The sequence below is a fragment of the Streptomyces sp. NPDC088261 genome (assembly GCF_044740805.1).
Lineage (GTDB): Bacteria > Actinomycetota > Actinomycetes > Streptomycetales > Streptomycetaceae > Streptomyces.
In genome coordinates this window covers 81,506-105,549 of sequence record NZ_JBIURL010000009.1, presented here as the reverse complement: position 1 = coordinate 105,549, position 24,044 = coordinate 81,506, and the positions used below count along the sequence as shown (strand labels likewise).

21 protein-coding genes are annotated in these 24,044 nt (G+C 72.6%); 19 read left to right on the top strand and 2 right to left on the bottom strand.

From position 1 onward, the window contains the following. Window positions 1–210 precede the first annotated feature (210 nt). The 3 genes from ACIODU_RS19135 to nusB are packed head-to-tail and all read left to right on the top strand — an operon-like array spanning window position 211 to window position 2,380. A complete protein-coding gene (locus ACIODU_RS19135; RefSeq protein ID WP_356431170.1) occupies window positions 211–1,317 on the top strand; it encodes an aminopeptidase P family protein in 1,107 nt (368 codons plus the stop codon). A 53-nt stretch (window positions 1,318–1,370) separates the two neighbouring features. Beyond that, complete coding sequence (gene efp, locus ACIODU_RS19130; RefSeq protein WP_356431168.1) at window positions 1,371–1,937, top strand: elongation factor P; 567 nt, start codon at window positions 1,371–1,373, stop codon at window positions 1,935–1,937. A gap of 2 nt (window positions 1,938–1,939) precedes the next feature. Next, a complete protein-coding gene (gene nusB / locus ACIODU_RS19125; RefSeq protein ID WP_161310968.1) occupies window positions 1,940–2,380 on the top strand; it encodes a transcription antitermination factor NusB in 441 nt (146 codons plus the stop codon). A 409-nt stretch (window positions 2,381–2,789) separates the two neighbouring features. On the opposite strand, the gene bldD is transcribed toward nusB, so the two are convergent. Beyond that, the gene (gene bldD / locus ACIODU_RS19120; protein WP_161310967.1) at window positions 2,790–3,290 is read right to left on the bottom strand and encodes a transcriptional regulator BldD; all 501 of its coding nucleotides are present in this window, start codon (window positions 3,288–3,290) and stop codon (window positions 2,790–2,792) included. A 220-nt stretch (window positions 3,291–3,510) separates the two neighbouring features. Here bldD and pyrR point away from each other — a divergent pair, with 220 nt between their 5' ends. The 14 genes from pyrR to ACIODU_RS19050 all read left to right on the top strand — a co-directional run bounded on the left by pyrR (window position 3,511) and on the right by ACIODU_RS19050 (window position 20,434). Beyond that, window positions 3,511–4,098 (top strand): bifunctional pyr operon transcriptional regulator/uracil phosphoribosyltransferase PyrR, encoded by a 588-nt coding sequence (gene pyrR, locus ACIODU_RS19115; RefSeq protein WP_356431166.1) that lies wholly within the window; start codon window positions 3,511–3,513, stop codon window positions 4,096–4,098. 86 nt (window positions 4,099–4,184) lie between these two features. Next, window positions 4,185–5,195 (top strand): aspartate carbamoyltransferase catalytic subunit, encoded by a 1,011-nt coding sequence (locus ACIODU_RS19110; RefSeq protein WP_356431164.1) that lies wholly within the window; start codon window positions 4,185–4,187, stop codon window positions 5,193–5,195. A 2-nt stretch (window positions 5,196–5,197) separates the two neighbouring features. After that, window positions 5,198–6,484: a dihydroorotase gene (locus ACIODU_RS19105; protein WP_401768886.1), complete on the top strand. Its 1,287-nt coding sequence runs from the start codon at window positions 5,198–5,200 to the stop codon at window positions 6,482–6,484. Window positions 6,485–6,489: 5 nt separating this feature from the next. Beyond that, window positions 6,490–7,080, top strand: a complete 591-nt coding sequence (locus tag ACIODU_RS19100) for a hypothetical protein (protein WP_401768884.1) — start codon at window positions 6,490–6,492, stop codon at window positions 7,078–7,080. Then, window positions 7,077–8,246, top strand: coding sequence for a carbamoyl phosphate synthase small subunit (locus tag ACIODU_RS19095; RefSeq protein WP_401768882.1), 1,170 nt, complete (start codon window positions 7,077–7,079; stop codon window positions 8,244–8,246). The genes ACIODU_RS19100 and ACIODU_RS19095 overlap by 4 nt, the downstream gene beginning before the upstream one ends. Next, complete coding sequence (gene carB / locus ACIODU_RS19090; RefSeq protein WP_401768880.1) at window positions 8,239–11,553, top strand: carbamoyl-phosphate synthase large subunit; 3,315 nt, start codon at window positions 8,239–8,241, stop codon at window positions 11,551–11,553. The genes ACIODU_RS19095 and carB overlap by 8 nt, the downstream gene beginning before the upstream one ends. Before the next feature lie 105 nt (window positions 11,554–11,658). After that, window positions 11,659–12,768, top strand: a complete 1,110-nt coding sequence (locus tag ACIODU_RS19085) for a quinone-dependent dihydroorotate dehydrogenase (RefSeq protein ID WP_401768877.1) — start codon at window positions 11,659–11,661, stop codon at window positions 12,766–12,768. Next, window positions 12,765–13,658 carry an orotidine-5'-phosphate decarboxylase gene (pyrF, locus tag ACIODU_RS19080; RefSeq protein ID WP_401768875.1) on the top strand — a complete coding sequence of 298 codons (894 nt, stop codon included), beginning with the start codon at window positions 12,765–12,767 and terminating at the stop codon, window positions 13,656–13,658. Before ACIODU_RS19085 ends, pyrF begins: the two co-directional genes overlap by 4 nt. 340 nt (window positions 13,659–13,998) lie before the next feature. After that, window positions 13,999–14,322, top strand: a complete 324-nt coding sequence (locus tag ACIODU_RS19075; protein ID WP_161310959.1) for an integration host factor — start codon at window positions 13,999–14,001, stop codon at window positions 14,320–14,322. Window positions 14,323–14,360: 38 nt separating this feature from the next. Next, window positions 14,361–14,924 carry a guanylate kinase gene (gene gmk / locus ACIODU_RS19070; protein ID WP_161310958.1) on the top strand — a complete coding sequence of 188 codons (564 nt, stop codon included), beginning with the start codon at window positions 14,361–14,363 and terminating at the stop codon, window positions 14,922–14,924. Between the two features lie 81 nt (window positions 14,925–15,005). Further along, window positions 15,006–15,278, top strand: a complete 273-nt coding sequence (gene rpoZ, locus ACIODU_RS19065; protein WP_023542989.1) for a DNA-directed RNA polymerase subunit omega — start codon at window positions 15,006–15,008, stop codon at window positions 15,276–15,278. A 99-nt stretch (window positions 15,279–15,377) separates the two neighbouring features. Beyond that, window positions 15,378–16,616 (top strand): bifunctional phosphopantothenoylcysteine decarboxylase/phosphopantothenate--cysteine ligase CoaBC, encoded by a 1,239-nt coding sequence (gene coaBC / locus ACIODU_RS19060; protein ID WP_356431150.1) that lies wholly within the window; start codon window positions 15,378–15,380, stop codon window positions 16,614–16,616. Between the two features lie 289 nt (window positions 16,617–16,905). Beyond that, window positions 16,906–18,129 carry a methionine adenosyltransferase gene (gene metK, locus ACIODU_RS19055; protein WP_356431148.1) on the top strand — a complete coding sequence of 408 codons (1,224 nt, stop codon included), beginning with the start codon at window positions 16,906–16,908 and terminating at the stop codon, window positions 18,127–18,129. A gap of 151 nt (window positions 18,130–18,280) precedes the next feature. Continuing rightward, window positions 18,281–20,434 (top strand): primosomal protein N', encoded by a 2,154-nt coding sequence (locus ACIODU_RS19050; RefSeq protein ID WP_401768870.1) that lies wholly within the window; start codon window positions 18,281–18,283, stop codon window positions 20,432–20,434. A 344-nt stretch (window positions 20,435–20,778) separates the two neighbouring features. Here ACIODU_RS19050 and ACIODU_RS19045 read toward each other — a convergent pair whose 3' ends face one another. Continuing rightward, window positions 20,779–21,348 (bottom strand): hypothetical protein, encoded by a 570-nt coding sequence (locus ACIODU_RS19045; protein WP_356431144.1) that lies wholly within the window; start codon window positions 21,346–21,348, stop codon window positions 20,779–20,781. A gap of 268 nt (window positions 21,349–21,616) precedes the next feature. On the opposite strand from ACIODU_RS19045, the gene fmt reads away from it, so the two are divergent. Further along, window positions 21,617–22,561 carry a methionyl-tRNA formyltransferase gene (gene fmt, locus ACIODU_RS19040; RefSeq protein ID WP_356431142.1) on the top strand — a complete coding sequence of 315 codons (945 nt, stop codon included), beginning with the start codon at window positions 21,617–21,619 and terminating at the stop codon, window positions 22,559–22,561. Between the two features lie 34 nt (window positions 22,562–22,595). Beyond that, window positions 22,596–24,029, top strand: coding sequence for an RsmB/NOP family class I SAM-dependent RNA methyltransferase (locus ACIODU_RS19035; protein WP_401768866.1), 1,434 nt, complete (start codon window positions 22,596–22,598; stop codon window positions 24,027–24,029). Window positions 24,030–24,044 lie beyond the last annotated feature (15 nt).

The following is a 24,044-nucleotide window of genomic DNA, read 5'->3' as shown; positions in this document are numbered from 1 at the left end:
GGCGTGAGGACAGGGAAGAAGCCGCGCCGCCCACCAGGGCGCAGGCGCCCGTCCGGCGTGAGGACAGGGAAGAAGCCGCGCCGCCCGCCTGGGCGTACGCGTCCGTCCGGCGCGAGGACAGGCAGGCAGCCGCGCCGCCCATCAGGCCGCGCCCCCCCGGTCGGCCTCGTTGAGGGGGCGGGAACATCGGCCCCCTCCTACGCTCGGACCATGTCACAGGTGCACGCGGCCCGCCGCGCGCGGCTCCGAGACCGCTGCTCCGCCGCAGGCGACACCGCGGCGCTCGTCTCGCGGCCCGCCAACGTCCGCTATCTCGCCGGCGGCGCCCCACCCGGCGCGGTGCTGCTCGTCGGCCCCGACGAGGACCTGCTCCTGTGCCCCCGTACCCCCGTGCCCGAGTCCACCGAGGGCCACGTCGACGAGGAGCTGCGGCTCACCGTCCTGCCCACCGCCGGCGGCGACCCCGCGGTCGCCGCCGCCGGGGTGCTCGCCCGGTCCGCCGTGGACTCGCTGGCCGTCGAGGAGCACCACCTCACCGTCACCCGGCACCGGGCGATCGGCTCCGTCGCGCCGGGACTGCGCCTCACCGACCTGGGCGCCGCCGTCGAGCACCAGCGGATCGTCAAGGACGAGGAGGAGATCGCCTGCCTCCGGATCGCCGCCGAGATCGCCGACCACGCGCTGGGCGAACTGCTGGAGTCGATCCTCGTCGGCCGCACCGAACGCCACCTCGCCCTGGAGCTGGAGCGCCGGCTGGTCGACCACGGCGCCGACGGTCCCGCCTTCCCCACCGCGATCGCCACCGGCCCCCACTCGGGCCGGCCGCGGCACCGGCCGACGGACCGGCGGGTCGAGGAGGGTGATTTCCTGTCCGTCACCCTCGGCGCCGACTACCGCGGCTACCGCTGTCTGATCGGCCGTACGTTTGTCATCGGGACGTCTCCCGCCGAGTGGCAGATCGAGTTGTACGAGTTGGTCTTTGGCGCACAACGGGCAGGTCGGGAGGTCCTTGTGCCCGGCACGGGATACCGCGACGTGGACCGCGCGGCCCGGCAGCCGCTGGAGGCCGCGGGCCACTCGGAGGGGCTCGCTCCCCGTACGGGGCACGGCGTCGGGCTCGAAATCGACGAGGACCCGCAGATCGCCCCCGCCGCCATGGGTAAACTGGACGCTTGTGTGCCGGTCACCGTCGGACCGGGGGTCCACCTTCCGGGCCGGGGCGGTGTCCGGATCGATGACACGCTCGTCGTCCGCCCCGAGGCGGACGGCGGACCCGAGCTACTCACCATTACGACCAAGGAGCTGCTCGCGCTCTAGCGCGGCGCACCCCTGGTCGTCCGCCAGCTTTCAGTCCAGGAGATTCCGCAACCGTGGCTTCCACGAACGACCTCAAGAACGGCCTGGTGCTCAAGCTCGACGGGGGCCAGCTCTGGTCCGTCGTCGAGTTCCAGCACGTCAAGCCCGGCAAGGGCCCGGCCTTCGTGCGCACCAAGCTGAAGAACGTGCTCTCCGGCAAGGTGGTCGACAAGACCTTCAACGCCGGCGTGAAGGTCGAGACGGCCACCGTTGACCGCCGCGACATGCAGTTCTCGTACATGGACGGCGAGTACTACGTCTTCATGGACATGGACACGTACGACCAGCTCATGGTCGACCGCAAGTCCGTCGGCAACGCCGCGAACTACCTGATCGAGGGCTTCACCGCCAGCGTCGCCCAGCACGAGGGCGAGGTGCTCTACGTGGAGCTGCCCGCCGCCGTCGAGCTGGTCGTCCAGCACACCGACCCGGGCCTCCAGGGCGACCGCTCCACCGGCGGCACGAAGCCGGCGACTCTGGAGACCGGTTACGAGATCGGCGTCCCGCTCTTCATCACCACCGGTGAGAAGATCAAGGTCGACACCCGCACCGGCGACTACCTCGGCCGGGTGAACAGCTAACCGTGGCTGCCCGGAACAAGGCCCGCAAGCGGGCCTTCCAGATCCTCTTCGAGGCCGACCAGCGCGGTGCGCCCGTGCAGACGGTCCTCGCGGACTGGATACGGCACGCCAGGACCGACGAGCGCCAGCCGCCGGTCGGTGAGTACACCATGGAGCTGGTCGAGGGGTACGCGGTGTACGCGGACCGGATCGACGACCTGATCTCCACCTACGCGGTCGGCTGGACGCTCGACCGCATGCCGGTCGTCGACCGGAACATCGTGCGGCTCGCCGCGTACGAACTGGTCTGGGTGGACGACACCCCGGACGCCGTGGTGATCGACGAGGCGGTCCAGCTCGCCAAGGAGTTCTCGACCGACGACTCCCCGTCCTTCGTGAACGGCCTCCTGGGCCGTTTCAAGGAGCTGAAGCCGAGCCTGCGCCGGCCTGCCGACACGCCCTGAGGGCGTCCGCGGGCCCGCCCGTGCTCCCGTGCTTCCCGCCGCCGGGCAGGCTGACCGTCAGCCTGCCCGGCGACGTCCGTCCGGGGGCCGTGCGGTCCTGGCCGGGGGAGTCCGTGCCGTCCTGGCCGGTGGAGGCCGCGCGGTCCTGGTGGCGGCGGGGACCGGGGGCGCGCGGAGCAACCCGCTCCGCGCCTCTTGGAGCCCGTGTGCGCCCCCCTGGATCACGTCCGCGCCCGGATGCCCGGCCGCGGGCCCGGAGGCCGGTGGCGGTGCCGTGGGACGGATTCACGCCGCCTCGCACGCCCCGGGAGTGCGCCGTACCCCGGCCGAGCACGCCGGAAGGACGGACCCGGCGTGCGGGTCCGTCCTCCCGAGGTGACGTTTCTGCTGTTTTGCGTGGGGCGGAGGATCAACCCTCGTCGTGCGCGACGGCACGGCGGGCGTCCGCGTCCAGGACTCCCCAGCTGATCAGCTGCTCGGTCAGGACCGACGGCGACTGGTCGTAGATGACCGCGAGGGTGCGGAGGTCGTCCTGGCGGATCGACAGCACCTTGCCGTTGTAGTCCCCGCGCTGGCTCTGGATCGTCGCCGCGTAACGCTGGAGAGGGCCTGCCTTCTCCTGCGGGACGTGGGCCAGGCGCTCCAGCTGGAGGACCAGCTTCGGCGGCGGCTCGGCTGCGCCGCCGGGCGTCGTACCGGGCAGGAGCTCCTGCACCGGGACCCCGTAGAAATCCGCCAGCTCGGCGAGGCGCTGCACCGTGACGGCACGGTCGCCGCGCTCGTACGAACCGACCACGACGGCCTTCCAGCGGCCCTGGGACTTCTCCTCCACGCCATGGAGCGAGAGGCCCTGCTGGGTGCGGATGGCGCGGAGTTTGGCCCCGAGCTGCTTTGCGTATTCGCTGGACATATAGCTCCCCGGACGAAGTCTGGTAACTCACTGTGAGGTTACGCAGCGTTACTTGGATGCGTCAAGCCGAATGGTCCGTACCGCCCTTCCGCACAGCCTCGCGGCCCGTCCCCCGCAGGGGCGCCACCAGGCACTCCACCGTGCCCTGCTAACGTGGGTGGCGCAATTTCGACGTCCTTTAAGATCCGTCCCGTGAGGCGGAGAAGGAGGTCCGTTTCCAATGGACTCGCACAGCCCTGCCCACAGCTCCGAGGCCGCCCGCCCCGTGCTGGAGGCCCCCGACATCGCCCGGGTCCTGACCCGTATCGCCCACGAGATCGTCGAACGCGCCAGGGGCGCCGACGACGTGGTGCTGCTCGGCATCCCCACCCGCGGTGTCCACCTCGCCCAACGGCTGGCGGACCGCCTCGCGGAGATCACCGGCCGTACGATCCCGGTCGGCTCCCTGGACATCACGATGTACCGCGACGACCTGCGCATGCGGCCCGCCCGCGCGCTGGGCCGCACCGACATCCCCGCCGACGGGGTCGACGGACGCCTCGTGGTCCTCGTGGACGACGTGCTCTTCTCCGGCCGTACGATCCGCGCGGCGCTCGACGCGCTCGGCGACATCGGCCGCCCCCGGGCCGTCCAGCTCGCGGTCCTCGTCGACCGCGGCCACCGCGAACTGCCGATCCGCGCCGACTACGTCGGCAAGAACCTCCCCACGTCGCTGCGGGAGACGGTCAAGGTCCAGCTCGCCGAGGAGGACGGGCGCGACACGGTCCTGCTCGGCCTGCGCGGGCCCGCCACGTCCGGCGAGCGGTAGCCGCAGCTCCCGTACGAAATCCGACCCACCCGTACGGCAGCGCTCGCGCGCCCGCACACCGCCACCACCTCCGGAGCAGACACCCGATGCTGCGTCTCCCAGGGACAAGCCCCCGCACGCCCGGCCACCTCATCTCCGCCGGCGATCTCACCCGCGACGAAGCCGTCCACATCCTCGACACCGCCGAGGAGATGGCCAGGGTCGCCGACCGGCCCATCAAAAAACTGCCCACCCTCCGCGGCCGTACCGTCGTCAACCTCTTCTTCGAGGACTCGACCCGGACCCGGATCTCCTTCGAGGCCGCCGCCAAGCGCCTCTCCGCGGACGTCATCAACTTCTCCGCGAAGGGCTCGTCCGTCTCCAAGGGCGAGTCGCTCAAGGACACCGCGCTGACCCTGGAGGCGATGGGCGCGGACGCCGTCGTCATCCGGCACGGCGCCTCCGGCGCCCCCTACCGGCTCGCCACCTCCGGCTGGATCGAAGGGGTCGTCGTCAACGCGGGCGACGGCACCCACGAACACCCCACCCAGGCCCTCCTCGACGCGTTCACCCTGCGCCGCCGCCTCGTCGGCGCCGACCAGGGCATCGGCCGTGACCTGGAAGGACGCCGGGTCACGATCGTCGGCGACGTCCTGCACAGCCGGGTCGCCCGCTCCAACATCCTGCTGCTGCACACCCTGGGCGCCCAGGTCACCGTGGTCGCGCCGCCCACCCTCGTACCCATCGGCGTCGAGCGGTGGCCCTGCGAGGTCAGCTACGACCTGGACCAGGTGCTGCCCGCCTCCGACGCCGTCATGATGCTGCGCGTGCAGCGCGAGCGGATGAACGCCGCCTTCTTCCCCACCGAGCGGGAGTACTCCCGCCGCTACGGCCTGAACGGCGACCGGATGGCCCGGATGCCCGGGCACTCCGTCGTGATGCACCCCGGCCCGATGAACCGCGGCATGGAGATCACCGCCGAGGTCGCCGACTCCGACCGCTGCACCGCCGTCGAGCAGGTCGCCAACGGTGTGTCGATCCGCATGGCCGTGCTCTACCTGCTGCTGGGCGGCAACGAGCCCGCCGTCAGCCACGCCCGTACCGAGGAGAACAAGTAACCATGACCAAGATCCTTGTCCGGGGCGCACGGGTGCTCGGTGGCGCGGTGCGGGACGTCCTGATCGACGGCGAGACGATCGCGGAGGTCGGCGCCGGCCTCGACGCCGGTGACGCGACCGTGATCGAGGCGGACGGGCTGGTCCTGCTGCCCGGTCTCGTCGACCTCCACACCCACCTGCGCGAGCCGGGCCGCGAGGACTCCGAGACGGTCCTCACCGGCACGAAGGCGGCGGCGATCGGCGGCTTCACGGCCGTCCACGCCATGGCCAACACCTTCCCCGTCGCCGACACCGCCGGAGTGGTCGAGCAGGTCTGGCGGCTGGGCCGCGAGTCCGGCTACTGCGACGTCCAGCCCGTCGGCGCGGTCACCGTCGGCCTGGCGGGCAAGCAGCTCGCCGAGCTGGGCGCCATGCACGACTCGGCGGCCGGCGTCCGGGTCTTCTCCGACGACGGCAAGTGCGTGGACGACGCCGTGATCATGCGCCGGGCGCTGGAGTACGTGAAGGCCTTCGACGGCGTCGTCGCCCAGCACGCCCAGGAGCCCCGCCTCACCGAGGGCGCGCAGATGAACGAGGGCGTCGTCTCCGCCGAACTGGGCCTCGGCGGCTGGCCCGCCGTCGCCGAGGAGTCGATCATCGCCCGCGACGTCCTGCTCGCCGCGCACGTCGGCTCGCGGGTGCACATCTGCCATCTCTCCACGGCCGGTTCCGTCGAGCTGGTCCGCTGGGCCAAGTCCAAGGGGTGGAACGTCACCGCCGAGGTCACCCCGCACCACCTGCTCCTCACGGACGAGCTCGTACGGTCGTACAACCCGGTCTACAAGGTGAACCCGCCCCTTCGTACGGAGGCCGACGTGCTGGCCCTGCGCGAGGCGCTGGCCGACGGCACGATCGACTGCGTCGCCACCGACCACGCCCCGCACCCGCACGAGGACAAGGACTGCGAGTGGGCCGCGGCGGCCATGGGCATGGTCGGCCTGGAGACCGCGCTCTCCGTCGTCCAGCAGACGATGGTCGACACCGGACTGCTCGACTGGGCGGGGGTCGCGGACCGCATGTCGTTCCGCCCGGCCAGGATCGGCCGCCTGGAGGGACACGGCCGGCCCGTCTCGGCAGGCGAGCCCGCCAACCTCACCCTGGTCGATCCGGCTTACCGTGGTGTCGTGGACCCCGCGGGTTTCGCCTCCCGCAGCCGCAACACCCCCTACGAGGGGCGTGAACTGCCGGGACGCGTGACCCACACCTTCCTGCGGGGCCGCGCCACGGTCGTCGACGGGAATCTGGCGTGACAAGCGTGACAACTGCGAACCTCTTCATCCCCCTGGCCGCCGAGCAGAAGTCGGCGGAGGTGACCGACTGGGCCGCCAGGATCGGCTGGGTGGCCGGCCTGCTGCTCTTCGTCGTGCTCGTCTACTGGCTGATGCGGCAGGGCTGGAAATGGCGCGGCAGTCTCCAGTCCGACGTCCCGGACCTGCCCACGGCCCCGGAGACCCCGGGCGAGGCCCGGCTGGCCCTGACCGGCCGCTACCACGGCTCCACCACCGCCGGGCAGTGGCTCGACCGGATCGTGGCCCACGGGCTCGGCACCCGCAGCCGCGTCGAACTGACCCTGACCGACGCCGGACTGGACGTGGTACGCCCCGGCGCCACCGACTTCTTCGTCCCCGCCGCCCAACTGCGCGAGGCGCGGCTCGACAAGGGCATCGCCGGCAAGGTCCTCGCCGAGGGCGGCCTGCTGATCGTCACCTGGCAGCACGGCGACCGGCTGATCGACTCCGGCTTCCGGTCCGACCGGTCGGCCGAGCAGGCGGAATGGGTCGCCGCGATCAACCACGTCGTCATGAACTCCATGAACCACTCGACCACGACGGAAGGCGCATCATGACCACCTCCCCCCGGGGATCCGCCCGTGACAAGGCGTCTCCCGCCGTGCTCGTCCTGGAGGACGGCCGCAGTTTCCGCGGCCGCGCCTACGGGGCCGTGGGGGAGACGTTCGGCGAGGCGGTGTTCTCCACCGGCATGACCGGCTACCAGGAGACCCTCACCGACCCCTCGTACCACCGCCAGGTCGTCGTGATGACCGCCCCGCACGTCGGCAACACCGGGATCAACGACGAGGACCAGGAGTCCCGCCGCATCTGGGTGTCCGGCTATGTCGTACGGGACCCCGCGCGCGTCCCGTCCAACTGGCGCTCGCGGCGCTCGCTGGACGACGAACTGTCCGCCCAGGGCGTCGTCGGCATCAGCGGGATCGACACCCGCGCCCTCACCCGCCACCTGCGCGAGCGGGGCGCGATGCGCGTCGGCATCTTCTCCGGGGAGGCGCTCAACAGCGCCTCCGGCAAGGGCGTCGCGGACGGCGCGGCGCTGCTCGCCCGTGTCCTGCGGGCCCCCGAGATGAGCGGCGCCGAGCTGTCCTCGGAGGTCACCACCACCGAGCCGTACGTCGTGCCCGCGATCGGCACCAGGCGGTTCACCGTCGCCGCCCTCGACCTCGGCATCAAGGGCATGACCCCGCACCGGCTGGCCGAGCGCGGCATAGAGGTCCACGTCCTGCCCGCCACCGCCACCCTGGACGACGTCTACGCGACCTCCCCCGACGGGGTCTTCCTCTCCAACGGCCCCGGCGACCCCGCCACCGCCGACCTCACCGTCGTCAAGGGCGTCCTGGAGCGCGGCACCCCGCTCTTCGGCATCTGCTTCGGCAACCAACTGCTGGGCCGCGCGCTGGGCTTCGGCACGTACAAGCTCAAGTACGGCCACCGGGGCATCAACCAGCCCGTGCAGGACCGGACGACGGGCAAGGTCGAGGTCACCGCGCACAACCACGGCTTCGCCGTCGACGCCCCGCTCGACCGGGTCTCCGAGACCCCGTACGGCCGCGCCGAGGTCAGCCACGTCTGCCTCAACGACAACGTGGTGGAGGGCCTGCGGCTGCTCGACCGGCCGGTGTTCAGCGTCCAGTACCACCCGGAGGCGGCCGCGGGCCCGCACGACGCCGCGTACCTCTTCGACCGCTTCACATCCCTGATGGAGGACCAGCGTGCCTAAGCGCACCGATATCCAGTCCGTCCTGGTCATCGGATCGGGACCGATCGTCATCGGCCAGGCCGCTGAGTTCGACTACTCCGGCACCCAGGCGTGCCGGGTCCTCAAGTCCGAGGGCCTGCGCGTCATCCTGGTCAACTCCAACCCCGCCACGATCATGACGGACCCGGAGATCGCCGACGCCACGTACGTCGAGCCGATCACCCCCGAGTTCGTCGAGAAGATCATCGCCAAGGAGCGCCCCGACGCGCTGCTGCCCACCCTCGGCGGCCAGACGGCGCTCAACACCGCCATCTCCATGCACGAACAGGGTGTCCTGGAGAAGTACGGCGTCGAGCTGATCGGCGCCAACGTCGAGGCGATCAACAAGGGCGAGGACCGCGAGCTGTTCAAGGGCGTGGTCGAGGCCGTCCGCGCGAAGATCGGCCACGGCGAGTCCGCCCGCTCGGTGATCTGCCACACGATGGACGACGTCCTCGCGGGCGTGGAGACGCTCGGCGGCTACCCCGTCGTCGTCCGCCCCTCCTTCACCATGGGCGGTGCCGGCTCCGGCTTCGCCCACGACGAGGAGGAGCTGCGCCGGATCGCCGGCCAGGGACTGATGCTCTCGCCGACCACCGAGGTGCTCCTGGAGGAGTCCATCCTCGGCTGGAAGGAGTACGAACTGGAGCTGATGCGCGACAAGAAGGACAACGTCGTCGTCGTCTGTTCCATCGAGAACTTCGACCCGATGGGCGTGCACACCGGCGACTCGATCACCGTCGCGCCCGCGATGACGCTGACCGACCGTGAGTACCAGACTCTCCGGGACGTCGGCATCGCGATCATCCGCGAGGTCGGGGTGGACACCGGCGGCTGCAACATCCAGTTCGCCGTCAACCCCGACGACGGCCGCATCATCGTCATCGAGATGAACCCCCGGGTGTCCCGGTCCTCCGCGCTCGCCTCCAAGGCCACCGGCTTCCCGATCGCCAAGATCGCCGCCCGGCTCGCCGTCGGCTACACGCTGGACGAGATCCCGAACGACATCACCGAGAAGACCCCGGCGTCCTTCGAGCCCACGCTCGACTACGTCGTCGTGAAGGTCCCGCGCTTCGCCTTCGAGAAGTTCCCGCTCGCCGACGCCACGCTCACCACCACCATGAAGTCGGTGGGCGAGGCGATGGCCATCGGCCGTAACTTCACCGAGGCGCTCCAGAAGGCCCTGCGCTCCCTGGAGAAGGCCGGCAGCCAGTTCTGCTTCACCGGTCCGCCCGGCGACAAGGACGCGCTGCTGGAGACCGCCAAGGTCCCCACCGACGGCCGGATCAACACCGTCATGCGGGCCATCAGGGCCGGGGCCACCCCGGAGGAGGTCTTCGACGCGACGAAGATCGACCCGTGGTTCGTGGACCAGCTGTTCCTGATCAAGGAGTACGCGGACGAACTGGCCGCCGCCGACCGGCTCTTCCCCGAGCTGCTCGCCGAGGTCAAGCGGCACGGCTTCTCCGACGCCCAGATCGGCGAGATCCGCGGACTGCGCGAGGACGTCGTCCGGGAGGTCAGGCACTCGCTGGGAGTCCGCCCGGTCTACAAGACGGTCGACACCTGCGCCGCCGAGTTCGCCGCGAAGACCCCCTACTTCTACTCCTCGTACGACGAGGAGAGCGAGGTCGCGCCCCGCGAGAAGCCCGCCGTGATCATCCTCGGCTCCGGGCCCAACCGGATCGGCCAGGGCATCGAGTTCGACTACTCGTGCGTGCACGCCTCCTTCGCGCTCAGCGACGCCGGCTACGAGACCGTGATGGTCAACTGCAACCCCGAGACCGTCTCCACCGACTACGACACCTCCGACCGGCTCTACTTCGAGCCGCTCACCCTGGAGGACGTGCTGGAGATCGTGCACGTCGAGTCGCTGGCCGGGCCGATCGCGGGCGTCATCGTCCAGCTCGGCGGGCAGACCCCGCTGGGCCTCGCCCAGGCCCTCAAGGACAACGGCGTCCCGGTCGTCGGCACACCCCCCGAGGCGATCCACGCCGCCGAGGACCGCGGCGCGTTCGGCCGGGTCCTCGCCGAGGCGGGCCTGCCCGCGCCCAAGCACGGCACCGCCACCACCTTCGCCGGGGCCAAGGCGATCGCCGACGAGATCGGCTACCCGGTGCTCGTCCGCCCGTCGTACGTGCTCGGCGGGCGCGGCATGGAGATCGTGTACGACGAGACGCGCCTGTCCTCGTACATCGCCGAGTCCACGGAGATCAGCCCCACCCGCCCGGTCCTCGTCGACCGCTTCCTCGACGACGCCATCGAGATCGACGTGGACGCGCTCTACGACGGCACCGAGCTGTACCTGGGCGGCGTCATGGAGCACATCGAGGAGGCCGGGATCCACTCCGGCGACTCGGCGTGCGCCCTGCCGCCCATCACGCTCGGCGGCTACGACATCAAGCGGCTGCGCACGTCCACGGAGGCGATCGCCAAGGGCGTCGGGGTACGCGGTCTGATCAACATCCAGTTCGCCCTGGCGGGGGACATCCTGTACGTCCTGGAGGCCAACCCGCGCGCCTCCCGTACGGTCCCCTTCACCTCCAAGGCGACCGCCGTACCGCTCGCCAAGGCCGCCGCCCGCATCTCGCTCGGCGCCACCATCGCCGGACTGCGTGCCGAGGGCCTGCTCCCGGCGCACGGCGACGGCGGCACGCTCCCGCTGGACGGGCCGATCTCCGTCAAGGAGGCCGTGATGCCGTGGTCGCGCTTCCGCGACGTCCACGGACGCGGTGTCGACACCGTCCTCGGCCCGGAGATGCGCTCCACCGGCGAGGTCATGGGCATCGACTCCGCCTTCGGCACGGCGTACGCGAAGTCGCAGGCGGGCGCGTACGGGCCGCTGCCGACCAAGGGCCGCGCCTTCATCTCCGTCGCCAACCGCGACAAGCGCTCGATGATCTTCCCGGCGCGCGAGCTGGTGGCCCACGGCTTCGAACTGCTCGCCACCTCCGGCACGGCCGAGGTCCTCAAGCGCAACGGCATCAAGGCCAGGGTCGTACGCAAGCAGTTCGAGGGCGAGGGCCCCAACGGCGAGCAGACCATCGTCCAGCTCATCCACGCGGGCGAGGTCGACCTCATCGTCAACACCCCGTACGGCACCGGAGGGCGGCTCGACGGCTACGACATCCGGACGGCCGCCGTGGCGCGCGGGGTCCCGTGCCTGACGACGGTCCAGGCGCTGGCCGCCGCCGTCCAGGGCATCGACGCGCTCACCCACGGCGACGTCGGCGTCCGGTCCCTCCAGGAACACGCGCGACACCTGATCGCGGCCCGCGAGGACCAGTAGCCCGTACCCGAGGGGGGACACCGGAACCGGTGTCCCCCCTCGCGCATGACCTCCCGCACGCCCCCGCACGACCTCTTCGTGATCTCTTGAGGAAGCACCCACTCCATGTACCGACTCCTCTTCCAGCTGGTCTTCCGGCGGATGGACGCCGAACGCGCCCACCACCTCGCCTTCCGGTGGATCCGCCTCGCCGCCCGCGTCCCCGTCCTGCGCACCTTCGCCGCGGCCCTCCTCGCCCCCCGGCACCCGGAGCTGCGCACCGAGGCGCTCGGCCTGCGGATGCACGGCCCGTTCGGACTGGCCGCCGGCTTCGACAAGAACGCCGTCGGCGTGGACGGCCTGGCGATGCTCGGCTTCGACCACGTCGAGATCGGGACCGTCACCGGGCAGCCCCAGCCGGGCAACCCGAAGAAGCGGCTCTTCCGGCTCGTCGCCGACCGCGCCCTGATCAACCGGATGGGCTTCAACAACGAGGGCTCCGAGGCCGTGGCCGCCCGACTCGCCGCCCGGCGCGAGGTCTTCCGTACCACCGTCGGCGTCAACATCGGGAAGACCAAGGTCGTCCCCGAGGGTGAGGCGACCGCGGACTACGTCCTGTCGACGGAACGGCTGGCCGCCCACGCCGACTACCTGGTGGTCAACGTCAGCTCGCCCAACACCCCCGGACTGCGCAGCCTCCAGGCCGTCGACCAGCTCCGGCCGCTGCTCACCGCCGTACGGGAGGCCGCCGACCGTACGGTCACCGACCGCCGCGTCCCGCTCCTCGTCAAGATCGCCCCCGACCTCGCGGACGAGGACGTCGACGCCGTCGCCGACCTCGCCGTCGAGCTGGGCCTGGACGGCATCATCGCGACGAACACCACCCTCGCCAGGGACGGCCTGGGACTCCGCTCGCCCGCCGGCACCGTCGCGGAGACCGGCGGACTGTCCGGCGCGCCCCTCAAGGCCCGCTCGCTGGCCGTCCTGAGCCGGTTGTACGCCCGGGTGGGGGACCGGATCACCCTGGTCGGCGTCGGGGGCGTCGAGGACGCCGAGGACGCCTGGCAGCGGATCCTCGCGGGCGCGACGCTCGTCCAGGGCTACAGCGCGTTCGTCTACCAGGGGCCGTTCTGGAGCCGCCAGGTCCACCAGGGGCTCGCGGCGCGGCTGCGCACGAGCCCGTACGCCACCCTCGCCGACGCCGTCGGCGCCGAGACCCGGAAGGTGACCGCATGACCGCACGCCAGGAGCCCGCACCGAGGGAGGCCCCGGAGCCCGGCGAGCCCTTCGGCGCCAGGCTGCGCCGGGCCATGGACACCCGCGGGCCGCTCTGCGTCGGCATCGACCCGCACGGATCGCTGCTCACGGCCTGGGGCCTGGGCGACGACCTCGCGGGACTGGAGCGCTTCACCCGCACGACCGTGGAGGCGCTGGCCGACCGGGTCGCCGTCCTCAAGCCGCAGTCCGCGTTCTTCGAGCGCTTCGGCTCCCGGGGCGTCGCCGTACTGGAAAAGGCGGTCGAGGAGGCGCGGGCGGCCGGCGCGCTGGTCCTGATGGACGCCAAGCGCGGCGACATCGGCTCGACGATGGAGGCGTACGCCCAGACCTACCTGGACAGGGACTCGCCGCTGTTCTCGGACGCGGTGACGCTCTCGCCCTACCTCGGCTTCGGCTCGCTGCGCCCCGCCCTGGACGCGGCCGCCGCCTCCGGGGCGGGTGTCTTCGTCCTGGCGCTCACCTCCAACCCGGAGGGCGCGGAGGTCCAGCGGGCGACCGCCGCCGACGGCAGGCCGCTGGCGCAGGTGGTGCTCGACCACATCGCCGCCGAGAACCGGGGCGCCCCCGTCCTCGGCTCGGTGGGCGCGGTCGTCGGCGCCACGCTGGGCGACGCGGGGGTCGACCTCGCCGTCAACGGACCGCTGCTCGCCCCCGGCATCGGGGCGCAGGGCGCGATCCCGGCGGACCTCCCGGGCGTCTTCGGCGCCTCGGCCGGGAACGTCGTCCCGAGCGTCAGCCGGGGTGTCCTGCGGCACGGTCCTGACGTCGCGGCGCTGCGCGCGGCGGCCGAGCGCTTCACGGCGGAGGTCAGGACGGCCGTCGCGGCGGCCGGGGACACTCCTCCGTGACGTCCGGACGCGCCGGTACGCACCCGGACCCGACCGGACGACGGCTTCGCGGGGACGTTACGGAGACGTTCCGGAGACCGCGCGGGGACCTGGCGGGGACCCGTCGGCGACGCGACGGGAGCCCTCTTGACCAAAATGTGGGGCAAAATGACCGGAATGTCGCCCCCGATCAATGCTGACCAGGACTTTTCGTCTGTTCTCGCTGACTCCGGCGGCCTTGGCCGCTAGTCTCCGTCGAGAGCCAACGTGCAGTGCGTTGCCCGTTGCTCGCCCTGGTGCGGGGCGATCAGGTCCCGCGCCGGTCCGTATCCGACAGTTCGACATCCGAGGTGACGTAGGCGTGGCTCTTCCGCCCCTTACCCCTGAACAGCGCGCAGCCGCGCTCGAAAAGGCCGCCGCGGCTCGCCGGGAGCGGGCCGAGGTCAAGAATCGACTCAAGCACTCCGGTGCTTCCCTCCATGACGTCATCAAGCAGGGCCAGGAGAACGACGTCATCGGGAAGATGAAGGTCTCCGCCCTCCTTGAGTCCCTGCCCGGTGTGGGCAAGGTCCGCGCCAAGCAGATCATGGAGCGGCTCGGGATCTCCGAGAGCCGCCGCGTGCGCGGTCTTGGCTCCAACCAGATCGCGTCCCTGGAGCGCGAGTTCGGCGGCGCGGCTTCCTGACGTTCCCGGGCACTCCCGGGAACCTGGATAATCGCCGCATGGCAGCAGAGGTACGACCGCGGCTGACCGTGCTCTCCGGCCCCTCCGGGGTAGGCAAGAGCACGGTCGTCGCGCATATGCGCAAGGTTCACCCCGAGGTCTGGCTCTCGGTGTCGGCCACCACGAGAAAGCCGCGCCCCGGCGAGCGCCACGGCGTCCAGTACTTCTTCGTCTCGGACGAGGAGTTCGACAAGCTGGTCGCCAACGGCGAGCTGCTGGAATGGGCCGAGTTCGCGGGCAACCGGTACGGCACTCCGCGCCGCGCGGTCCTGGACCGCCTGGAGTCGGGTGATCCCGTACTGCTGGAGATCGACCTCCAGGGCGCACGGCAGGTCAAGGAGTCGATGCCCGACTCCCAGCTGGTCTTCCTGGCTCCGCCGAGCTGGGACGAGCTGGTGCGCCGGCTCACCGGCCGGGGCACCGAATCCGCGCCTGTCATCGAGCGACGGCTCGCGGCCGCCAGGATCGAGCTGGCCGCCGAGTCGGAGTTCGACACGACCCTCGTCAACACGTCCGTCGAGGACGTCGCGCGCGAGCTGCTAGCCTTGATGGCAGTTGCATGATCTTTAGTGTTGGCATCTTCGGTGCCGATGCCTCTTAGTGTCCCTAAGCGTTTCCCTGAATTTTCTTCGGAAGGCCAGAGAGTGTCCTCTTCCATTTCCACGCCCGAGGGCATCATCAACCCGCCGATCGACGAGTTGCTTGAGGCCACGGACTCGAAGTACAGCCTCGTGATCTACGCGGCCAAGCGCGCGCGCCAGATCAACGCGTACTACTCGCAGCTCGGCGAGGGCCTGCTGGAGTACGTCGGCCCGCTGGTGGACACCCACGTCCACGAGAAGCCGCTCTCGATCGCGCTGCGCGAGATCAACGCCGGTCTGCTGACCTCCGAGGCCATCGACGGCCCGGCCCAGTAGGCACGTACACGCTCGCTCAGTCACGTACCCGCACTTTCACCCAGGCCCGGCAGTACGACTGCCGGGCCTGTGGTGTGTCATGTCCTAGGAGGAGACACGGTGGACGGCAGGCCGAAGGTTGTTCTGGGAGTCGCGGGCGGGATCGCCGCGTACAAGGCGTGCGAGCTGCTGCGGCGGCTGACCGAGTCGGGCCACGACGTACGGGTCGTGCCGACCGCGGCCGCGCTGCACTTCGTGGGGGCGGCCACCTGGTCCGCGCTCTCCGGCCACCCGGTCTCCACCGAGGTCTGGGACGACGTGCACGAGGTGCCGCACGTACGCCTCGGGCAGAGCGCCGACCTGGTCGTGGTGGCACCGGCCACCGCCGACCTCCTCGCGAAGGCGGCCCACGGCCTCGCCGACGACCTGCTCACCAACACGCTCCTCACCGCCCGCTGTCCCGTCGTCCTCGCCCCCGCGATGCACACCGAGATGTGGGAGCACCCCGCGACCCAGGAGAACGTCGCGACGCTCCGCCGGAGGGGCGCGATCGTCGTCGAACCGGCGGTCGGGCGGCTCACCGGCGCCGACACCGGCAAGGGGCGGCTGCCGGACCCGGGCGAGATCTTCGAGGTCTGCCGCCGGGTGCTCGCCCGTGGCGCGGCCGCGCCCGACCTGGCCGGGCGTCATGTCGTGGTCAGCGCGGGCGGGACGCGCGAACCGCTGGACCCCGTGCGCTACCTGGGGAACCGCTCGTCGGGGAAGCAGGGATACGCCCTGGCCCGTACGGCGGCGGCGCGCGGCGCGCGGGTCACGCTGATCGAGGCCAACACGGGGATCACCGACCCGGCGGGCGTCGACGTCGTGCACGTGGGGACGGCGGTGCAGCTGCGCGAGGCCGTGCTGAAGGCGGCGGCGGACGCGGACGCGGTGGTGATGGCGGCGGCCGTCGCGGACTTCCGGCCCGCCGCGTACGCGCCGGGGAAGATCAAGAAGAAGGACGGCGAGGAGCCCGCTCCCGTCGCGCTGGTCCGCAACCCGGACATCCTCGCCGAGATCGCGGGCGAGCGCGCCCGGCCGGAACAGGTGGTGGTCGGCTTCGCGGCGGAGACGGACGACGTCCTCGCCAACGGCCGGCGCAAGCTGCTCCGCAAGGGCTGCGACCTGCTGGTCGTCAACGAGGTGGGGGAGCGCAGGACCTTCGGCGCGGAGGAGAACGAGGCGGTGGTGCTCGCGGCCGACGGCGGCGAGACGCCCGTACCGTACGGCCCCAAGGAAGCGCTCGCGGACGTCGTCTGGGACCTGGTCGTCCCGCGCCTGGGCCCGGCCGGACTCGACCCCCGATCCAGAAACGCATGAATTCTCTGTGGCGGAGTGTCGGACGGTGTTTCGCCGGAGCCCGCGCCTCCCGCGGCCGGAACCCCGGGAAAACCGCAGGATAAGCCGCGTATTGCCCCCGGAGGGGGCCCGATCGGCGGATCCGGCGCCACGCCGGTGAACACCGTGAAACCTTCATGGATCGAGAAACGTGGCCCGGTGTCCGCATCTGACCGATAAAGTGGTCGAGGAGCGTCGCGGGGCGCAGCCCCCCGCCGTTCCGGAACCACCCATGTTTGAGCCAGCAGCCGCTGCAACCCCAGGGAGCGTTGTGTCCCGTCGTCTCTTCACCTCGGAGTCAGTGACCGAAGGTCACCCCGACAAGATCGCTGACCAGATCAGCGACACCATTCTCGACGCGCTCCTGCGGGAGGACCCGACCTCCCGGGTCGCCGTGGAGACCTTGATCACCACGGGCCAGGTCCATGTGGCCGGCGAGGTGACCACGAAGGCGTACGCGCCGATCGCCCAGCTGGTCCGCGACAAGATCCTGGACATCGGTTACGACTCCTCGAAGAAGGGCTTCGACGGCGCCTCCTGCGGCGTGTCGGTGTCCATCGGCGCCCAGTCGCCCGACATCGCGCAGGGTGTCGACACCGCGTACGAGAAGCGTGTCGAGGGATCCGCCGCGGGTGACGAGGGCGACGACCTCGACAAGCAGGGCGCGGGCGACCAGGGCCTGATGTTCGGCTACGCGTGCGACGAGACGCCCGAGCTGATGCCCCTCCCGATCCACCTGGCGCACCGGCTCTCCCGGCGCCTGTCCGAGGTCCGCAAGAACGGGACGATCCCGTACCTGCGCCCGGACGGCAAGACGCAGGTCACCATCGAGTACGACGGCGACAAGGCCGTCCGTCTCGACACGGTCGTCGTCTCCTCCCAGCACGCCTCGGACATCGACCTGGACTCGCTGCTGGCGCCCGACGTCCGCGAGTTCGTCGTGGAGCACGTCCTGAACCAGCTGGTCGAGGACGGCATCAAGCTCGACACCGAGGGCTACCGCCTGCTGGTCAACCCGACCGGCCGCTTCGAGATCGGCGGCCCGATGGGCGACGCCGGCCTGACCGGCCGCAAGATCATCATCGACACGTACGGCGGCATGGCCCGCCACGGCGGCGGCGCCTTCTCGGGCAAGGACCCGTCGAAGGTCGACCGCTCGGCGGCGTACGCGATGCGCTGGGTCGCGAAGAACGTCGTCGCGGCCGGCCTGGCCTCCCGCTGCGAGGTCCAGGTCGCGTACGCGATCGGCAAGGCCGAGCCGGTCGGCCTCTTCGTGGAGACCTTCGGCACGCACACGGTCGACCCGGAAAAGATCGAGCAGGCCATCGCCCACGTCTTCGACCTCCGCCCGGCCGCGATCATCCGCGACCTGGACCTGCTCCGCCCGATCTACGCCCAGACGGCGGCGTACGGCCACTTCGGCCGCGAACTCCCCGAATTCACCTGGGAGCGCACGGACCGCGTGGACGCCCTCCGCGAGGCAGCGGGCCTGTAGCACCCCCGGCACCGCACGACGGACCCCGGCCACGTTCTCTGGTGGCCGGGGTCCGGCGCGTTCCGGCCCGGTCACGCCCCGGTCGGCCCCGCGCCGTCCCCGGTCGGCTGCGGGTCCGCCGGTGTCGGTGGGGTCTGGTAGGTATGAAGCTGTGAGCAGCGACGACGAGCAGTCCGAGGGGTCCGGAGAGGGGGGCGGGCCTGAGCAGCTCGCGTTCATTCGGGAGACCGTGCGGAAGGCCAAGGTGCCGCGGGCGAAGCCGCGGACGTGGCGGGGGGCCGCGTTGGCGGGGGAGTTGCCCGTGGCGCGGGTGGTGGTGAACAAGGGGGTGCTGCACCTCGACCAGTTCTTCGACTACGCGGTGCCCGAGGAGCTGGACCGGGACGCGCAGCCGGGCGTGCGGGTGCGGGTGCGGTTCGGGGCCGGGGCGCGACAGGTGCGGGGCGGGCGGCGGGAGGGCGGGCGGCTGATCGACGGGTTCGTCGTGGAGCGCCGGGCCGAGTCCGACTACGCCGGGCCGCTGGCCGCGCTGGCCGGGGTGGTGTCGCCCGAGCCCGTGCTCGGCCCGGAGCTGCTGGGGCTCGCGCGGGCCGTCGCCGACCGGTACGCGGGGAGTCTGGCGGACGTGTTGCAGCTGGCCGTCCCGCCCAGGAACGCGCGCGCGGAGAGCAGGCCGTCACCCGATCCGCTGCCGCCGCCCGCCGCGCCGGAGCCGGGGAGCTGGGAGCGGTACGGGAAGGGCGCGGCGTTCCTGGAGGCGCTGGCCGGGGGCGGGGCGCCGCGTGCCGTGTGGACCGCGCTGCCGGGGCCGCACTGGGCGGACGAGCTGGCGCGGGCCGTGGCGGCCACGCTGGCCTCCGACCGGGGCGCCCTCGTCGTCGTACCGGACGGGCGGGTGGCGGGCCGGGTCGACGAGGCGCTCACGGAGCTGCTGGGGGCCGGGCACCACGCGCTGCTGACGGCCGAGGCCGGTCCCGAGAAGCGGTACCGGGAGTGGCTGGCCGTACGGCGCGGGTCGGTGCGCGCGGTGGTCGGGACGCGGGCGGCGATGTTCGCGCCCGTACGGAACCTGGGCCTGGTGGCCCTCTGGGACGACGGCGACGGCAGCCACAGCGAGCAGCACGCGCCGCAGCCGCACGCCCGCGAGGTCCTGCTGCTGCGCGCGGCCCACGACAAGTGCGGGTTCCTGCTGGGCGGTACGAGCTGCACGGTGGAGGCGGCCCAGCTGGTGGAGACCGGCTGGGCGCTGCCCCTGGCCGCCGACCGCGAGCAGGTACGGAAGGCGGCTCCGCTCGTCCGTACCGTCGGGGACGGCGAGCTGGCCAGGGACGAGGCCGCGCGGGTGGCCCGGCTGCCGAGTCTGGCCTGGCAGGCCGTCAGGGAGGGGCTCAGGACGGGCCCGGTGCTGGTGCAGGTGCCCCGGCGCGGCTATGTGCCCCGGCTGGCGTGCGAACGGTGCCGTGCGCCCGCCCGCTGCCGGCACTGCGCGGGGCCGCTGGAGGCCCCGGAGCAGCGGGAATTGCACTGCGCGTGGTGCGGGAGGGGCGAGCCGGCCTGGCGCTGCGGGGAGTGCGGGAATACGCGGCTGCGCGCGCAGATCGTGGGGGCGCGGCGGACGGCGGAGGAGCTGGGACGGGCGTTTCCGGCCGTGCCGGTCCGTACGTCGGGCCGGGACCACGTCCTCGACTCGGTGCCGGGGCGTCCGGCCCTGGTGGTCAGTACGCCGGGGGCCGAGCCGGTCGCGGAGGGCGGCGGGTACGCGGCCGCGCTGCTGCTGGACGGTTGGGCGATGCTGGGGCGGCCCGATCTGCGGGCGGGCGAGGAGGCGTTGCGGCGCTGGATGCAGGCGGCGTCGCTGGTGCGCGGGCAGGGGGAGGGCGGGACGGTCGTGATCGTCGCCGAGCCGACGCAGCGGCCGGTGCAGGCGCTGGTGCGCTGGGACCCGGTGGGGCACGCGCAGCGCGAGCTGGCGGAGCGGGCCGAGCTGGGGTTCCCGCCGGTGTCCCGGATGGCGGCGGTGACGGGGCGGGCGGAGACGGTCGGCGCGTTCCTGGGCTCCGCCGCGCTGCCGTCGGACGTGGAGGTCCTGGGGCCCGTACCGCTGCCGGTGACGGACCCCGGCCGGCCGCGCAGGCCCGGCGATCCGCCGCCGGGGGAGGTCTGGGAGCGGGCGCTGCTGCGAGTGCCGCCGGGGAGTGGGGCGGCGCTGGCGGGGGCGCTGAAGGCGGCGCAGGCGGGGCGGTTGGCCCGGGGCGGGGCGGAGCCGCCCGTGCGGGTCAGGATCGACCCGCCCGACATCGGGTGAGGGGTGGCGGCGGGCGCCACGGGTCGGTGGTGGTGGGGGCGGCGGGGGCGTTGCGGGTTCGGGTGCGCCGGGGCGTTGCGCTGCCTTCGGCCGCGCTGTGTCCTCAATCGCCGGACGGGCTTGATGGGTTGGCCGGGCCGGATGGGGATCGGCGTGTGCGCGGAGGGGTGTGAGGGGTCCGGACCGGCTTGCTTCGTTGCCCGGGTGGCGCGAGGAGTGCCGGATGGGGTGACGGGGCGTCGCACCCGCGTGGGGGCGGCCGGTGGAGTGCGCGACGCCCGGTGCCGGAGTGGGCGGCGCCGGACGGGCGTTTCCAGCCCGTCCGGCGATTGAGGACACCCCCCTCAGCCGCCCCGAGGGCCCGGGAACGCGGTCGGGCGGGTCTCCTCGCGGAGCGACTGCGTGCTCGCCGTCGGCTGCGGTGGCATCGAGCGCGCCGCCGGGACCGCCGGCAGCGGGCCCGGGACGGCCGGCACGGACGGCCGGGACGTGGCGGGCGAGGCGGGCGCGGCGGGGTCCTGGGCGGCGGCGGCATGCTCCGCCTCCGCCGCCCCCGGCTGCGGCGTCGCCCGCCGTGCGCCGTAACGGCGGTGCACCGCCTGCTTGGTGACCCCCAGCGCCGACCCCACCGCGTCCCAGGAGAAGCCCAGCGAGCGGTCGAAGTCCACGGCCGCCGTCACCAGGGTCTCGACGCTGTCGCGCAGCTCCTGCGCGAGGCGGACGGTCGGCGCGGGGGCTCTGCCGTAGACGACGAAGCCCGTCGACGGGCCGGAGCGGCGCGGGCGGTAGACGTTCCCCAGCTGGGCGGTGAGGGTGCGCAGCGCGTCCACCTGACGCCTGACCCGCTCGATGTCCCGCACCAGGAGGTGCAGACTTGCCCGGGCTTGTGCGTCGTGGGTGGTGTGGTCGGCCATGAACAAGCCTCTCGAACCGGCGTTGAAAAGGATCCGGGCCGCACCGGTGCGGCCCGTGTAGGTCAATCTCCCTTGACAACGCGTAACCCGCCGTTGTGGTCACGCTGCGGGGGCGTATCCGTATGTGCGCGGGGCGCGCGCCACGACGTACGCCCCCTCAGGCCCCCACCCCCGCCGCCGCATAGACTGGTGCGTCGCCCGCGCCCCGTACCGGCTGGTCACCGCGCGAGCGGCCCACCGCACCCGTCCGAGAGGCAGTCAGCCACCGATGAAGCTCGTCTTCGCCGGCACCCCCGAGGTCGCCGTACCCGCCCTGGACGCACTCCTCGCCTCGGGCAGGCACGAGGTCGCCGCCGTCGTGACCCGGCCCGACGCCCCCGCCGGACGCGGGCGCAGGCTGGTCGCCAGTCCGGTCGCCGAGCGCGCGGAGGAGGCCGGCATCGAGGTGCTCAAGCCCGCGAAACCCCGCGACGAGGACTTCCTCGCCCGGCTCCGGGAGATCGCCCCCGACTGCTGCCCGGTGGTCGCCTACGGCGCGCTGCTGCCCCGCGTCGCCCTCGACATCCCCGCCCACGGCTGGGTGAACCTGCACTTCTCGCTGCTGCCCGCGTGGCGCGGCGCCGCTCCCGTACAGCACGCCGTCATGGCCGGTGACGAGATGACCGGCGCGGCCACCTTCCAGATCGAGGAAGGGCTCGACTCGGGGCCGGTCTACGGGGTGATCACCGAGGCGGTACGGCCCACCGACACCAGCGGCGACCTGCTGACCCGCCTCGCCTTCGCCGGCTCGGGACTGCTCGCCGCGACCATGGACGGCATCGAGGACGGCACCCTCAAGCCCCGCCCGCAGCCCGCCGAGGGCATCACGCTCGCCCCCAAGCTGACCGTCGAGGACGCGCACGTCGACTGGGGGGCGCCCGCGCTCCGCGTCGACCGGGTCGTCCGCGCCTGCACCCCCGCCCCCGGCGCCTGGACGGTCTTCCGGGGCGAGCGGCTCAAGCTGATCCAGCTCGGGCTGTTCCCCGGCCGTACGGAACTGGCCGCGGGCGAGCTGGCCGTGGGCAAGAACGCCGTGCACGTGGGGACCGGTTCGCACGACGTCGAGCTGCTGTGGGTCCAGCCGCAGGGCAAGAAGCCGATGCGCGCCGCCGACTGGGCCCGCGGGGTACGGATCGCCCCGGGCGAACGGCTGGGCGCCGCCGACGTAGGCTGAGAGGGATCGACTCTTTCCTCACCGCGGAGCACCTTTGAACGAGCAGGCCCGTCGCCGTCCCGCCACCCCGTACCGCCGCCCCAAGAAGGATCCCGTGCGGATGCTCGCCTTCGAGGCGCTACGGGCGGTGGACGAACGGGACGCGTACGCGAACCTCGTTCTCCCGCCCCTCCTCAAGAAGGCCCGGGAGAACAAGGAGTTCGAGACCCGCGACGCGGCCCTCGCCACCGAGCTGGTGTACGGGACGCTGCGCCGCCAGGGCACCTACGACGCGATCATCTCCGCGTGCATCGACCGGCCGCTGCGCGAGGTCGACCCGCCCGTCCTGGACGTGCTGGCCCTCGGCGCCCACCAGCTCCTCGGCACCCGCATCCCCACGCACGCCGCCGTCTCCGCCAGTGTCGAACTGGCCCGGGTGGTCCTCGGCGACGGCCGCGCGCGGTTCGTCAACGCCGTCCTGCGGAAGATCTCGCAGCACGACCTGGACTCCTGGCTCCAGCAGGTCGCCCCGTCGTACGACCAGGACCCCGAGGACCATCTCGCGGTGGTCCACTCCCACCCCCGCTGGGTGGTGTCCGCGCTGTGGGACGCGCTGGGCGGCGGCCGCGCCGGCATCGAGGACCTGCTCGAAGCCGACAACGAACGCCCCGAGGTGACGCTCGTCGCCCGCCCCGGCCGCTCCACCACCGCCGAACTGCTCGAAGCGGTCGGTGAGGACTCCGCGCTGCCGGGCCGCTGGTCGCCCTACGCGGTACGGCTGGCCGAGGGCGGCGAGCCCGGAGCGCTGGACGCGGTACGGGACGGCCGGGCCGGCGTCCAGGACGAGGGCAGCCAACTGGTCGCGGCAGCCGTGGCCAACGCCCCGCTCGACGGCTCCGACGCCCGCTGGCTCGACGGCTGCGCGGGCCCCGGCGGGAAGGCGGCCCTGATGGCCGCCCTCGCCGCCGAACGCGGCGCCTTCCTGCTGGCCGCCGAGAAACAGCCCCACCGCGCCCGCCTCGTGGCCCGCGCGCTCGCCGGGAACCCGGGGCCGTACCAGGTGATCACCGCCGACGGCACCCGCCCGCCGTGGGTCCCCGGCTCCTTCGACCGGGTGCTGGTCGACGTCCCGTGCTCGGGTCTCGGCGCGCTGCGCCGCCGCCCCGAGTCACGCTGGCGCCGCCGCCCGGAGGACCTGGAGGGCTTCGCCCCGCTCCAGCGCGGCCTGCTGCGCGAGGCGCTGGGTGCCGTACGGATCGGTGGGGTCGTCGGATACGCGACGTGCTCGCCGCACCTCGCCGAGACCCGGATCGTGGTCGAGGACGTCCTCCGCGGCCGCGGCGGCCCGGCCGTCGCCGCGGAATGGGTGGACGCCAGGCCCCTCATGCCGGGCGTGCCCGCGCTGGGGGACGGCCCGGACGTCCAGCTCTGGCCGCACCTGCACGGCACGGACGCGATGTACCTGGCCCTGCTGCGCCGTACCGCGTGAGCTTCGGCGCGCGGT

What these genes read in the sequence shown, in the direction of transcription:
- ACIODU_RS19135 (WP_356431170.1), top strand. Translation starts at nt 211, where the DNA reads ATGTCACAGGTGCACGCGGCCCGCCGCGCGCGGCTCCGAGACCGCTGC.
- bldD (WP_161310967.1), bottom strand. Translation starts at nt 3,290, where the DNA reads ATGTCCAGCGAATACGCAAAGCAGCTCGGGGCCAAACTCCGCGCCATC.
- pyrR (WP_356431166.1), top strand. Translation starts at nt 3,511, where the DNA reads ATGGACTCGCACAGCCCTGCCCACAGCTCCGAGGCCGCCCGCCCCGTG.
- ACIODU_RS19110 (WP_356431164.1), top strand. Translation starts at nt 4,185, where the DNA reads ATGCTGCGTCTCCCAGGGACAAGCCCCCGCACGCCCGGCCACCTCATC.
- ACIODU_RS19105 (WP_401768886.1), top strand. Translation starts at nt 5,198, where the DNA reads ATGACCAAGATCCTTGTCCGGGGCGCACGGGTGCTCGGTGGCGCGGTG.
- ACIODU_RS19095 (WP_401768882.1), top strand. Translation starts at nt 7,077, where the DNA reads ATGACCACCTCCCCCCGGGGATCCGCCCGTGACAAGGCGTCTCCCGCC.
- ACIODU_RS19085 (WP_401768877.1), top strand. Translation starts at nt 11,659, where the DNA reads ATGTACCGACTCCTCTTCCAGCTGGTCTTCCGGCGGATGGACGCCGAA.
- pyrF (WP_401768875.1), top strand. Translation starts at nt 12,765, where the DNA reads ATGACCGCACGCCAGGAGCCCGCACCGAGGGAGGCCCCGGAGCCCGGC.
- gmk (WP_161310958.1), top strand. Translation starts at nt 14,361, where the DNA reads ATGGCAGCAGAGGTACGACCGCGGCTGACCGTGCTCTCCGGCCCCTCC.
- ACIODU_RS19045 (WP_356431144.1), bottom strand. Translation starts at nt 21,348, where the DNA reads ATGGCCGACCACACCACCCACGACGCACAAGCCCGGGCAAGTCTGCAC.
- fmt (WP_356431142.1), top strand. Translation starts at nt 21,617, where the DNA reads ATGAAGCTCGTCTTCGCCGGCACCCCCGAGGTCGCCGTACCCGCCCTG.